This is a genomic window from Pantoea stewartii (assembly GCF_011044475.1).
GTDB lineage: Bacteria > Pseudomonadota > Gammaproteobacteria > Enterobacterales > Enterobacteriaceae > Pantoea > Pantoea stewartii.
This window is the reverse complement of the sequence record NZ_CP049115.1, coordinates 2,197,693-2,210,426: the sequence shown is the minus strand read 5'-3', so window position 1 is coordinate 2,210,426 and position 12,734 is coordinate 2,197,693. Positions and strand designations below refer to the sequence as shown.

Below are 12,734 nucleotides of genomic sequence, written 5' to 3'. Positions count from 1 at the left end.
TAAACTGCGCGCCGCAAGAATGAGGTGAAGCAATGCGAATTCTGGGTATTGAAACATCGTGCGATGAAACCGGCATCGCAATCTATGATGACGAGGCTGGCTTAGTCGCGAACCAGCTCTACAGCCAGGTAAAACTGCATGCCGATTACGGCGGCGTGGTACCGGAACTGGCTTCGCGCGATCACGTACGTAAAACGGTGCCCCTGATTCAGGCGGCGCTGAAACAGGCGGATTTAGCGCCGCAGCAAATTGATGCGGTGGCCTATACGGCGGGTCCGGGCCTGGTCGGCGCGTTGCTGGTGGGCGCGACGATTGGGCGCGCGCTGGCCTTTGCGTGGAAGGTGCCTGCGGTACCCGTGCATCATATGGAAGGCCATCTGCTGGCGCCGATGCTGGAAGACAATCCACCCGCCTTCCCGTTTGTGGCCTTGCTGGTTTCTGGCGGCCACACGCAGCTGATCAGCGTTACCGGCATTGGTGAATATGTACTGCTGGGCGAGTCAATTGACGATGCCGCAGGCGAAGCCTTCGATAAAACCGCCAAATTGCTGGGGCTGGATTATCCCGGCGGTCCCATGCTGTCGAAAATGGCGCAGCAGGGCACGGCTGGACGCTTCACGTTCCCGCGTCCGATGACCGATCGTCCGGGGCTGGATTTCAGTTTCTCGGGCCTGAAGACCTTTGCGGCGAATACCATTCGTGGCCATGACGATGACGCGCAAACCCGTGCCGACATCGCCCGTGCGTTTGAAGATGCGGTGGTGGATACGTTGGCCATCAAATGCAAACGCGCCCTGGATGAAACCGGTTTTAAGCGGCTGGTGATTGCGGGCGGCGTAAGTGCCAACCGTACGCTGCGCGAGCAAATGGCGGTCATGATGCAGAAGCGCGGTGGTGAGGTATTTTATGCCCGTCCTGAATTTTGCACCGATAACGGCGCCATGATTGCCTACGCGGGCATGGTGCGTCTGAAAGGCGGTACGCGGGGAGAGCTGGGCGTAAGCGTCAGGCCGCGCTGGCCGCTGGCCGAACTGCCTGCCATCTGACAGAAAAAAGCCGGTCAACCGGCTTTTTTTACGCTTACTGTTTCTTTTTGCGCTTCCAGATTTTACTTTCCTGACGACGCCACAGACGTTGGATGTTGTCATGATGCCGCAGCAAAATCAGGCAGGAGAGCATGGAAACCGGGAACGTAAACTGCGGTTTAAACCACCAGACATAGAACGGCGCAATCAGGGCGCTGACAATCGCCCCAAGCGATGAGTAACCGCTGAGCAGCACGGTCAAGAGCCAGGTGCCGGTCATCAGCCCGGTCAGATCCCAGCCGATAGGCGCGATAGCACCAAACGCGGTCGCCACGCCTTTCCCACCCCTGAAGCGGAAAAACACCGGATAAATATGGCCCAGACAGGCGGCAATGGCGGTTAAGCCCAGATAGAGCGGGGGCACATGAAGCAGGTACGCCAGCCAGACAGGCACCATACCTTTCAGAATATCGAATACCAGCACCGTTGCTGCCGCCGCTTTGCCGCCAAGGCGCAGCACATTGGTGGCACCCGGGTTGCCTGAACCGTGGGTGCGGGGATCGGGTAGCCCGGCGAGTTTGCATACCAGAATCGCACTGGAGATGGACCCACACAGATACGCGAAAATAATCATACCAAGCGCGAAAGCACTCATAACACCGTCCCGTTTCCTTTGGGGTCGTTTTGATCACGTCAACTATGGATAATACGCACAATCTGCCGGAAGTGGTATCCGGCCTGGCCAAAAACAGAGAGCACCGTCATGGATATCGTCTTTATAGAACAACTCACCGTCTTCACTACAATTGGCGTTTACGACTGGGAGCAGGGGATTCAGCAGAAGCTGGTGATCGATATCGAAATGGCCTGGGATAACCGCCAGGCGGCCGCCAGTGACGATGTTAAGGATTGTCTGAGCTACGCCGACGTCTCTGAGGCGATCCTGACACATCTGACGGGCGGACGTTTTGCACTGGTCGAACGCGTTGCCGAAGAAATTGCGGATCTGTTGATGAACCGTTTCAATTCGCCCGGTGTGCGTATAAAGGTAGCAAAACCGGGCGCTGTAGCGCAGGCCGCGCAGGTTGGCGTGCGAATTGAGCGCGGGACTATTCCTAAATAATGATGATGTGATTGCCATCACAATGAAACCAAACCAAATTATGGTCTGTCTCAGCAGGTGCCGTTTCGTTATAACAAACTCAATGGCAAGCGAGCTTAATGTTATATTCAGGCTGGACAGATAAGATTCAAGGCGATAGCGCGGCTGCTAGCGCCTTTTTAATGGTTTTAAAACGGACAGAGGGAATACATTGATGGCAGATATTCATCAGCTGTGGGTAGCTGCAATCCTGGGCGTGGTAGAAGGGCTGACCGAGTTTTTACCGGTCTCTTCCACCGGGCACATGATTATAGTGGGGCATTTGCTTGGCTTTGAGGGTGACAAAGCCGAAACCTTTGAAGTCGTGATTCAGCTAGGCTCCATTCTGGCGGTAGTCGTGATGTTTTGGCGGCGTTTGTTTGGCCTGATCGGCATCCACTTTGGCGAAGTCAAACACGAAGGGACAGGAACCGGTCGCTTAACGCTGATTCATATCCTGCTGGGCATGATTCCTGCTGTCGTGATAGGGCTGGTCTTACACGATCAAATTAAAACGCTGTTTAATCCGATAAATGTTATGTATGCGCTGGTGGTCGGCGGTTTGCTGCTGTTAGCGGCGGAATTCCTGAAGCCAAAACAGCCAAAATCCGTTGGCGTGGATGACATTACTTATCGTCAGGCGTTTATGATCGGCTGCTTCCAGTGTCTGGCGCTGTGGCCGGGCTTCTCGCGTTCAGGTGCCACGATTTCAGGCGGGATGCTGATGGGCGTGAGTCGCTATGCGGCGTCCGAGTTCTCCTTTATCCTCGCCGTACCGATGATGATGGGGGCGACCGGGCTGGATCTGTACAAGAGCCTGGGCTTCCTGAGCATGGCCGACTTCCCGATGTTTGCAGTGGGTTTTATCACTGCCTTTGTCGTCGCGATGATTGCGATCAAAGTGTTCCTGGAGCTGATCAAACGCATCTCTTTCGTATCGTTTGCGGTCTACCGCTTTATCGTAGCGGCTGCGGTTTACATGCTGTTCACGTAAACCCAACGCGGCCAGGTCACTGGCCGCGTTAACCTCTGCCTTCGGCAACGGCGTCGATGCGGCGCCGCGTCAGCTCTTCCCGCACCGCACTCCCTTTAAAGCCCGCCTCAACCACCGCTTTCGATGACACGGCCTGCGCCCGCGCAAATGCGCGTCGCAGATAGTCACCCTGTGGATACGGCATGCTGGCGAGCCCACCGCGCCCACGGGCATCGGCTTCGCTACACAGCGCCAGTTGATGCACGCGTTCAGGCTTACGCCAGGCGTCGAGACGGTCAAATAACGCCACAATCGCCTCAGAAGGCAACTGCTCAATGGTGTGCATCGTGTCGTGGAATTCGGTTACCAGCAGGGCTAAATCGCGAATGGCATTCGGCACGCGCAAACGCTCACAGAGTGCGGCAACCAGCGGCACACCGGCGGGGCCATGACCGCGATGGCTGGGCCACTTTTCAACGGGCGTTAACGCTTTGCCTACATCGTGAAACAGCGTGGCAAAACGTACATCAATGGCCTCACTTAAGGCGGCGGACAGCGTCAATGCCATCAGCGTATGCACGCCCGTGTCAATTTCAGGATGCCATCTGGCGGGGGCGGGGATGCCATAAAGGTTATCGATTTCCGGGAACAGCACCTTCAGGGCACCGCAGTCACGCAGCACCTGAAAATAGACCTGAGGATTATGCGAGGACAGCGCTTTTTCGGTCTCTTTCCACACGCGCTCAGCGGTAAGATCGGCCAGCTCGCCGCTCTCCACCATTTGCCGCATCAGCGCCTGGGTTTCATCGGCAATGCGAAAGTTAAGGTGGGCAAAGCGCGCAGCAAACCGCGCCACGCGCAGCACGCGCAGCGGATCTTCACTAAAGGCTTCTGAAACGTGGCGCAGCAGTCGGTCAGCAATATCCTGTTGCCCCTGGTAGGGATCATAGAGCGTGCCGTTTTCATCGCGGGCGATAGCGTTGATCGTCAGATCGCGGCGTTGTAAATCCTGCTCCAGGGTGACGTCCGGGGCCGACCAGGTGGTAAAACCGGTATAGCCTTTGCCGTTTTTGCGTTCGGTGCGCGCCAGTGCATATTCTTCGCGGCTGTCAGGATGCAGAAACACCGGAAAATCGCGGCCCACCTGCTGATAGCCCTGGTCCAGCATGCTTTCTGGCGTTGCGCCCACGACCACCCAGTCTTTGTCTTTAACCGGCAATTTCAACAACGCATCACGTACCGCACCGCCAACAAGAAACGTCTTCACGCACCACTCCAGAGATAAATAAGCGACCTGCGCGTCTGCGGGCGTCCTGCACCTGAATTCAGACGGGCACAACCCTTATTGTTACACAAATTCGACATATTGCAGACAGGCCAAAAGGGGCATCTTGCGATCCCCTTTTGCAGCGAGCGGTGGAAAAGGTTAGTTCATCCAGCGATCGTTTTTCTTGCGACGCGGCACCATATGCGGCAGCAACAGACCCAGCAGCAGGCCCACGCCGAGCACGCCGCCACCGTACATAAACCACTGCATGATGATCGTGCGCTGTTTGTCATCCAGCTGAACGTTAGCGGCATTGACCTTCTTCTGGGCCACGATCAGTTCGTTCTTCAGCTTCTGATTTTGCTCTTTCAGCCCATTGATAACGCTGTCGCTGCTGGCCACTTTATTCTGCATCTCGGCCGTGCGCTGGTTCCAGCTGTTGTCAATGTTCGCTAACTTAGCCGTCAGGTCTTTAACCTGTTGTTCTAACTGAGGCACCCGGGTGCGCAGGCTGGGATTTTCACTCAACTGCGACAGGGGAATCCAGACGGTGCGGCCTTCCGCATCGCGCACCTGGCCATATTTGGTGGCGTCATTGGTTTGTAGCAGTTCGACCTGTTCACCCGCGTTCAGCTTACCGAGCAGGCGAAACTGGTCGCCGGGGCCGCTGCGAACCCAGGTGGATAATTCGTCAGAAACATAGCGTTTTTGATCGGCATGAGCAGGTGTAAGGGCGCTGAGGGCCAGCAAAGTGATTCCAGCAAGTGTGATTTTTTTCATTCGATTTCGTTTTGTTTAAAAATAAAGATAATTTACCGGCACAGTCTGTAGAGGCTTCGCATAAATCTGAATGAGAACTATCCTGGTCTCATAACAGTGCGAAAAGGCGAGCGAAAGCAGAAAGAAACCAGAGACAGCAAGGCTTCTGTGCATTACTCTTCGCCTGAAAACCCGCATCTTCGGCTCAGTGGATGCAGCAGAAGATAACCTTAAACGGGCAGGGAATATATCCTCAAGTGCCAGCGACGTAGTGAATAAAAAAATATGACCATCGAGATTGAGCTTAAGTTCATTGCAAAACCCAACGCTGCCGGGAAACTGGCAGAGAAGCTGGCGGCTTTTCCGCATCAGCATCAGGCAGCGCGCCAGCTGACCAATATCTATTTTGAAACCGACGATAACCAGTTACGTCGGTGGAACATGGGCTTACGTATTCGCGGCGTGGACCAGCGCTACGAAATGACGCTGAAAACGGCCGGCAGTACGCTGGGCGGTTTACATCAGCGCGGCGAATACAATGTTGACCTGACGGAACCTACGCTGGATATCAGCCGTCTGCCCGCCGACATCTGGCCAGAGGGAACGGATATCGCGGCCTTACAGCAGCGCCTGAACCCGCTGTTCAGCACGCATTTTGACCGTGAAATCTGGCTGGTGACGGCAGGTAAGAGCGAAGTGGAAATCGCGTTCGATAAAGGCGAGGTCACGGCCGGTGAGCATCAGGAAGCGCTGTCAGAAGTCGAACTGGAGTTAAAAAGCGGTGAGCGCAGCGATATGCTGGCGTTTGCGCAGCAGCTGATTGCCGTGGGCGACCTGCGTATGGGCAGCCTGAGCAAAGCGGCACGCGGCTATCAGCTGGCGAAAGGTAACCTTCCACGTGAATTACGTGCTTTTCCGCTTTTGAAAGCCGGGCCGAAGGCGACGGTGGAAGCTGGCATGGTGGCGGCAATGGCCGCTGGCCTGGAGCACTGGCAATATCATGAAGAAGTGTGGTTACGGGGCAATAAGCGCGCGCGGGAATCAGTACGTGAAGCGCTGGACGTGCTGCGCCAGGCCTTTGCGCTCTTTGGTGCGTTAGTGCCGCGTAAGGCCAGTAGCGATCTGCGTCAGAAGCTGACGACGCTGGAAGAAACGCTGCTGAATGAAGACGTGGATGCAGACAGCTTCTGCTTCTCTACTCGCTCCGTAGAAACTCAGTTAGCACTTACTCACTGGCTGGCTGAGGCACAATGGACGCCGTGGATTGATCAGAAGGGGCAAGCCAAGCTGCAAGGTTCCTTCAAGCGTTTCGGCGATATCATGCTGGGCCGCATTAATGCCGATCTGAAAGAAACCTTTGCCACTATTCATCAGGCGAATGAATATCAGGACAAAGCCACGCGTCTCGATCGACAATTACTGGCCGTTCATTTGCTGGCGGGCGCTTACTCGCCGGACGCGGTAGAGCACTGGCTGGCCCCGTGGCAGCAGCTACAGCGCGCCATACACGAAAAGCAGCACGTCAGCTTAGACGGCTTAACCGCGCAGGCAATGAAACAACCGCCGTTCTGGTTAACCAGCGGCTCGCCGCGCTGAATCTAACAGCACGCTATCAGGGAGAGAACATGTTGCCAGCCTTACCTACCGTATTGCGTACTCAGGCCGAGCGGGCGGTCGAACAGTCAGGTCTTACCGGTTCTGCTCTTACGGAAGAGCAACTTGCCGGTCTGGCCTTCAGCGATTTCGTGCTCGACAACCTGCAGCAGAACCCGGACTGGTGGCAGGCGATCGCTGACCGCTCGCCTCAGCCTGAAGAGTGGCGGCACTATGCGCAGTGGCTGAGTGGTGACATGGCGGCGGCAGACAGCGAAGCCAGTCTGATGCGCGTGCTGCGCCTGTTTCGGCGTCGGATGCTGGTGCGCATTGCCTGGATGCAGTGCCTGCATCACGCCAGCACAGAACAGACGTTGCAACAGCTGAGTGTACTGGCGGAGGTCCTGATCAGTGCGGCGCGTGACTGGGTTTATCAGGACTGCTGTCGTGAGTTTGGCACGCCGTGTAATGCCGCGGGTGAGCCTCAGCCGCTGCTGATCCTGGGCATGGGAAAACTGGGCGGCGGCGAGCTGAATTTCTCCTCTGATATCGATTTAATTTTTGTCTGGCCCGAGAACGGCAGTACCCGTGGCGGTCGGCGTGAACTCGACAATGCGCAATTTTTTACCCGTATGGGGCAGCGCCTGATCAAGGTGCTCGATCAGCCCACCGCGGACGGGTTTGTTTACCGGGTGGATATGCGTTTACGGCCCTTTGGCGACAGTGGGCCGCTGGTGATGAGCTTTGCCGCTCTGGAAGATTATTACCAGGAGCAGGGGCGCGACTGGGAACGCTATGCCATGGTGAAAGCCCGGCTGATGGGCGATGATCAGGATCGCTGGAGCCAGGAGTTGCAGCAGATGCTGCGGCCGTTTGTCTATCGCCGCTACATTGATTTCAGCGTGATTCAGTCGTTACGTAACATGAAGGCGATGATCTCACGTGAAGTGCGCCGCCGTGGCCTGAAAAATAACATTAAGCTGGGGGCGGGCGGCATCCGCGAAACGGAGTTTATCGTCCAGGTCTTTCAACTGATTCGTGGTGGACGTGAGCGCTCGCTTCAGCTCAGAGCCTTGCTGCCCACGCTTTCCGCCATTGAATCCCTGGGCTTACTGCCACCGGAGCAGGTTGCTGCACTGCGCGAGGCCTACCTGTTTTTGCGGCGGCTGGAAAACCTGCTGCAAAGCCTGGCCGATGAACAAACGCAAACGCTGCCGGAAGATGCCCTGCACCGCGCCCGACTGGCCTGGGCGATGCAGTGTCAGGACTGGTCAGAACTTAGCGCAAAACTGGATACGCACATGGCCGCCGTGCGGGCAATCTTTGACGAGCTGATTGGTGAAGATTCGCCGGATGTTGGCGATCAACCGGAGCTGGCCGATTTTAATATGCTCTGGCAGGACAGTCTGGAAGACAGCGAGCTGGCCCCGCTGGTTCCTCAACTGGACGCGGAACACTGTCAGGCGCTCAATCAGTCACTGGAAGCGTTTCGTCAGGATATCAGCCGCCGTTCCATTGGTCCGCGCGGCCGTCAGGCACTGGATCAGCTGATGCCGCGCCTGCTGAGCGAAGTCTGTCTGCGCAGCGATGCGGCCGTCACCTTTAGCCGGCTGGCACCGCTGCTGCTCAGCGTGCTGACGCGCAGTACCTATCTGGAGCTGCTGACGGAATATCACGGAGCCCTGCGGCACCTGATCCGTCTGTGTGCAGCCTCGCCGATGGTGGCAAGCCAGCTGGCGCATTATCCGCTGCTGCTGGATGAGCTTCTCGATCCCGCCACGCTGTATCAGCCCACCGCGACGGATGCCTATCGTGATGAACTGCGCCAGTACCTGATGCGCATTCCCGCCGACGATGAAGAGCAACAGCTTGAAGCGTTACGCCAGTTTAAACAGGCGCAGATGTTACGCATCGCGGCCGCCGACATCGCAGGGACGTTGCCGGTGATGAAAGTGAGCGATCACTTAACCTGGCTGGCCGAAGCCATCATTGAATCGGTGGTGCAACAGGCCTGGAATATGATGGTGCAGCGTTACGGTCGGCCTTCGCATCTGGTGCAGGAGCACGAGCGGGGCTTTACCGTGCTGGGCTATGGCAAGCTGGGTGGATGGGAGCTGGGTTACAGCTCCGATCTTGATCTGGTTTTTCTGCACGACTGCCCGCTGGACGCGGTGACCCAGGGCGAACGCAGCATTGACGGCCGACAGTTTTATCTGCGGCTGGCCCAGCGCATCATGCACCTGTTTAGCACCCGCACCTCGTCCGGGATTTTGTACGAAGTGGATGCGCGCCTGCGTCCTTCCGGTGCGGCGGGCATGCTGGTCAGCACGTTCGACGCTTTTGATGACTATCAACGTAACGAAGCCTGGACATGGGAACATCAGGCGCTGGTGCGTGCCCGGGTTGTCTTCGGTGAGCCCGCCCTGAGCGAACGTTTCAACGCCATTCGCCGGGCGATTCTCTGCCTGCCCCGTGAACCGGCGGCGTTGCAAACCGAGGTCAGGGAGATGCGTGATAAAATGCGCGCGCATCTGAGCAATAAGCATAAAGGGCGCTGGGAGATCAAAACCGACGAAGGCGGCATTACCGATATCGAGTTTATTGCCCAATATCTGGTACTGCGCTATGCCGCAGCAGAGCCTGCCTTAACGCGCTGGTCGGACAATGTGCGGATCTTTGAACTGATGGCAAACCATCAAAAAATGGCAGACGACGAAGCGGCGGCGTTAACCCATGCCTATGTCACGCTGCGCGATGCCTTGCACCATCTGGCGCTGCAGGCGCTGCCGGGACACGTCGAACCGGATGCCTTTGCGCAGGAAAGAGCGTCGGTCAACGCCAGCTGGCAGCGGTGGTTGCAGTCAGCAGAATCTCTCACGGCGTGATGCTGATAGCAACTGTGCTATCATCCGCGCACTATTTTGAATGCAGTCTGGAGTGTCTGGAATGAAAGTTACTCTGCCCGCGTTCGGCCAGGCTTCGGTACTGGTCGTTGGCGATGTCATGTTGGATCGTTACTGGTATGGCCCTACCAGCCGTATTTCCCCTGAAGCCCCGGTGCCGGTGGTGAAAGTGGAGACCGTTGAAGAACGCCCTGGCGGCGCCGCTAACGTGGCGATGAATATTGCTGCGCTGGGTGCCGGTTCACGGTTGATCGGGCTGACCGGTGAGGACGATGCGGCTCAGGTCCTGAGTAAAACGCTGAAGGACGTTCGTGTTGACTGCGATTTTGTAACGTTAAAAAGCCATCCGACGATCACCAAACTGCGTGTGCTGTCCCGCAACCAGCAGCTTATCCGCCTGGATTTTGAAGAAGGTTTTGAGCAGGTTGATGCCGCACCGATGCACGAAAAAATGCGCCAGTCGCTGGCCAGCAGTGGCGCGGTGGTGCTGTCGGATTACGGCAAAGGGGCGCTCGACAGCGTTCAGCAGATGATCACTCTGGCGCGTGAAGCCAGTGTGCCCGTCCTGATCGATCCGAAAGGCACCGATTTTGCCCGCTATCGCGGCGCGACGCTGCTGACGCCCAACCTGTCGGAATTTGAAGCTGTTGTCGGTAAATGCAGGACGGAGCAGGAAATTGTTGAACGCGGCATGAAACTGATTGCCGATTGCGACCTTTCCGCGCTGCTGGTCACGCGTTCTGAGAATGGCATGTCGCTGCTACAGCCGGGGAAAGCGCCGCTGCACTTGCCCACGCAGGCACAGGAAGTGTTTGACGTTACCGGCGCCGGGGATACGGTGATTGGTGTGCTTGCTGCTGCTCTGGCGGCGGGGGATTCGCTGGAAGAAGCCTGTTTCCTGGCCAACGCGGCAGCCGGTGTGGTGGTGGGTAAACTGGGAACCTCAACCGTCAGCATCGTGGAACTGGAAAACGCCATTCATGCTCGTCCGGAGCGCGGTTTTGGCATCATGACCGAAGCGGAACTGAAAGAGGCCGTCGCTATGGCCCGTCAGCGCGGCGAAAAAGTGGTCATGACCAATGGCGTCTTCGACATTCTGCATGCCGGTCATGTTTCCTACCTCGCAAACGCCCGTAAACTGGGCGATCGCCTGATTGTGGCGGTAAACAGCGATGCGTCGACGAAACGTCTTAAAGGCGACAGCCGTCCGGTGAATCCGCAGGAAAACCGGATGATCGTGCTGGGTGCGCTGGAAGCCGTAGACTGGGTCGTGCTGTTTGAAGAAGATACGCCGCAGCGTTTGATCGCCAGCATATTACCGGATTTACTGGTGAAAGGCGGGGATTACAAGCCAGAAGACATTGCAGGCAGTAAGGAAGTCTGGGCGAATGGCGGTGACGTGCGGGTGCTGAACTTTGAAGATGGCATTTCAACCACCAATATCATTAAAACCATTCGCGGCAACTGAGTCGTGATGGCGGGAGCCTGCGCTCCCGCCAGCCAGCATCACTCGCCGGATTTATCCGCAGGGTTCGCCGCCGGGACAATCGCCGGTGCCGGGCCTGGCGTGGTGGGCACCGCGGGTGCAGACGATGCGGTCCCGGTTCCTTTGCTTTCCAGCTGGGCCAGACGTTGTTCCAGCGCCGCCAGTTTTTCCCGCGTACGCAGTAAAACCTGAGTCTGTACATCAAACTCTTCACGGTTGACCAGATCCATGCGGGTCAGTTGGGCCTGCAGAGTCTGCCGTATTTTCTTTTCAACATCATCGCCAAATTCACGAACTCCCTTCGGCAGCGCGTCATGAACCTGACGGGCAATTTGTTCAATTTTTTTCGTGTCGATCATGATGATTTCCTGGTTACGGGTTGCTGTGGCAGCATTTTACCAACGCTAGAGTCACTTAAGTGTAATGCCTGAATTGAAAAGGTTAAACCTGAAATCCATAGCGCAAAAAAAGCTAAAGCAATAATGGCTTTGTGGATTGCTGCCCTGACGGGGAAACGTTATAGTTAAAACGCTTATTCTCAGGGCGGGGCGAAATTCCCCACCGGCGGTAAATCAGCCCAGGCTGAAAGCCCGCGAGCGCTTCGCCGTAATGGTGAAGGTCAGCAGATCCGGTGTAATTCCGGGGCCGACGGTTAAAGTCCGGATGGGAGAGGGTAACGACATCTGTCAGGCATTATGTCTGTTTTGCGTCATTGCTACGTCTTTACGACGTCACTCCTAAGCTTGCCCTGATTCTGGTAACCCAACACATTTATAAGGTTTTATTACCATGAATCAGACTCTACTTTCTGAATTTGGCACGCCGAAACAGCGTGTAGAACGTGCTATCGCAGCCTTACGCGAAGGCCGTGGTGTTATGGTTCTCGACGATGAGAATCGCGAAAACGAAGGTGACATGATTTTCGCCGCGGAAACCATGACCGTGGAGCAGATGGCGTTAACCATTCGTCACGGCAGCGGTATCGTTTGTCTGTGCCTGACTGAAGAACGTCGCCAGCAACTGGCGCTGCCGATGATGGTGGAAAACAACACCAGCGCCTACGGCACCGGTTTCACCGTGACGATTGAAGCGGCAAAAGGCGTAACCACCGGCGTATCTGCTCAGGATCGTATCACCACTATCCGTGCCGCGATTGCCGATGACGCAAAACCTGAAGATTTAAACCGTCCGGGTCACGTCTTCCCGCTGCGTGCCCATGATGGCGGCGTTCTGACGCGCGGTGGCCACACCGAAGCCACTATCGATCTGGTGACGCTGGCAGGCTTCAAGCCCGCAGGCGTTCTGTGTGAACTGACCAACGACGACGGTTCCATGGCGCATGCGCCGGAAGTGATCGCGTTCGCGAAACAACACGCCATGCCCGTCGTCACCATCGAAGATTTGGTAGCCTACCGTCGCGAACACGAAACGCGTCAGGCCAGCTAGTTTTCGTCTTAATCAGGCCAGTTCTCTGGCCTGATCGTCTCGCCTTGTCCTGTCTGTGTGCTTCCTCAGTCCCTGCCATTTTTATTCAAAATTTCTGACAGAGAACATCATGCTTATCCGCGTGATCACGCCGGTAAAAAG

At 56.4% G+C, this 12,734-nt stretch carries 11 protein-coding genes and 1 riboswitch; of the genes, 7 read left to right on the top strand and 4 right to left on the bottom strand.

Annotated features, from left to right (window positions below; translation table 11 throughout):
* The first annotated feature begins 32 nt into the window (after nt 1-32).
* Nucleotides 33-1,046 carry a tRNA (adenosine(37)-N6)-threonylcarbamoyltransferase complex transferase subunit TsaD gene (gene tsaD / locus G5574_RS10415; RefSeq protein WP_006118207.1) on the top strand — a complete coding sequence of 338 codons (1,014 nt, stop codon included), beginning with the start codon at nt 33-35 and terminating at the stop codon, nt 1,044-1,046.
* Between the two features lie 34 nt (nt 1,047-1,080).
* Here the strand turns inward: tsaD and plsY are convergent, their stop codons facing one another.
* Nucleotides 1,081-1,680: a glycerol-3-phosphate 1-O-acyltransferase PlsY gene (gene plsY / locus G5574_RS10410; RefSeq protein ID WP_006118206.1), complete on the bottom strand. Its 600-nt coding sequence runs from the start codon at nt 1,678-1,680 to the stop codon at nt 1,081-1,083.
* Between the two features lie 108 nt (nt 1,681-1,788).
* Between plsY and folB the strand changes: the two genes are divergently transcribed.
* Complete coding sequence (folB, locus tag G5574_RS10405; protein WP_006118205.1) at nt 1,789-2,148, top strand: bifunctional dihydroneopterin aldolase/7,8-dihydroneopterin epimerase; 360 nt, start codon at nt 1,789-1,791, stop codon at nt 2,146-2,148.
* A gap of 193 nt (nt 2,149-2,341) precedes the next feature.
* On the top strand, nt 2,342-3,160 hold the full coding sequence (gene bacA, locus G5574_RS10400; RefSeq protein ID WP_054633121.1) for an undecaprenyl-diphosphate phosphatase: 819 nt from the start codon (nt 2,342-2,344) through the stop codon (nt 3,158-3,160).
* A 28-nt stretch (nt 3,161-3,188) separates the two neighbouring features.
* On the opposite strand, the gene G5574_RS10395 is transcribed toward bacA, so the two are convergent.
* Together G5574_RS10395 and G5574_RS10390 are read right to left on the bottom strand one after the other, a co-directional pair.
* Entirely contained in the window at nt 3,189-4,406 is a 1,218-nt protein-coding gene (locus G5574_RS10395; RefSeq protein ID WP_164482585.1) for a multifunctional CCA addition/repair protein, read from the bottom strand.
* A 159-nt stretch (nt 4,407-4,565) separates the two neighbouring features.
* Nucleotides 4,566-5,186, bottom strand: coding sequence for a TIGR04211 family SH3 domain-containing protein (locus tag G5574_RS10390; RefSeq protein ID WP_006118202.1), 621 nt, complete (start codon nt 5,184-5,186; stop codon nt 4,566-4,568).
* Nucleotides 5,187-5,450: 264 nt separating this feature from the next.
* Between G5574_RS10390 and G5574_RS10385 the strand changes: the two genes are divergently transcribed.
* The 3 genes from G5574_RS10385 (at nt 5,451) to hldE (ending at nt 11,129) form a co-directional block, all read left to right on the top strand.
* Nucleotides 5,451-6,761 (top strand): CYTH domain-containing protein, encoded by a 1,311-nt coding sequence (locus tag G5574_RS10385; protein ID WP_164482584.1) that lies wholly within the window; start codon nt 5,451-5,453, stop codon nt 6,759-6,761.
* A 29-nt stretch (nt 6,762-6,790) separates the two neighbouring features.
* Nucleotides 6,791-9,643 carry a bifunctional [glutamate--ammonia ligase]-adenylyl-L-tyrosine phosphorylase/[glutamate--ammonia-ligase] adenylyltransferase gene (gene glnE, locus G5574_RS10380; RefSeq protein WP_033739826.1) on the top strand — a complete coding sequence of 951 codons (2,853 nt, stop codon included), beginning with the start codon at nt 6,791-6,793 and terminating at the stop codon, nt 9,641-9,643.
* Nucleotides 9,644-9,704: 61 nt separating this feature from the next.
* Nucleotides 9,705-11,129, top strand: a complete 1,425-nt coding sequence (hldE, locus tag G5574_RS10375) for a bifunctional D-glycero-beta-D-manno-heptose-7-phosphate kinase/D-glycero-beta-D-manno-heptose 1-phosphate adenylyltransferase HldE (protein WP_033739825.1) — start codon at nt 9,705-9,707, stop codon at nt 11,127-11,129.
* A 38-nt stretch (nt 11,130-11,167) separates the two neighbouring features.
* On the opposite strand, the gene ubiK is transcribed toward hldE, so the two are convergent.
* Nucleotides 11,168-11,506 carry a ubiquinone biosynthesis accessory factor UbiK gene (gene ubiK / locus G5574_RS10370; RefSeq protein WP_006118198.1) on the bottom strand — a complete coding sequence of 113 codons (339 nt, stop codon included), beginning with the start codon at nt 11,504-11,506 and terminating at the stop codon, nt 11,168-11,170.
* Between the two features lie 171 nt (nt 11,507-11,677).
* Nucleotides 11,678-11,826: riboswitch (FMN riboswitch) on the top strand.
* 110 nt (nt 11,827-11,936) lie between these two features.
* Here ubiK and ribB point away from each other — a divergent pair.
* On the top strand, nt 11,937-12,593 hold the full coding sequence (gene ribB / locus G5574_RS10365) for a 3,4-dihydroxy-2-butanone-4-phosphate synthase (RefSeq protein ID WP_006118197.1): 657 nt from the start codon (nt 11,937-11,939) through the stop codon (nt 12,591-12,593).
* Nucleotides 12,594-12,734: the final 141 nt, after the last annotated feature.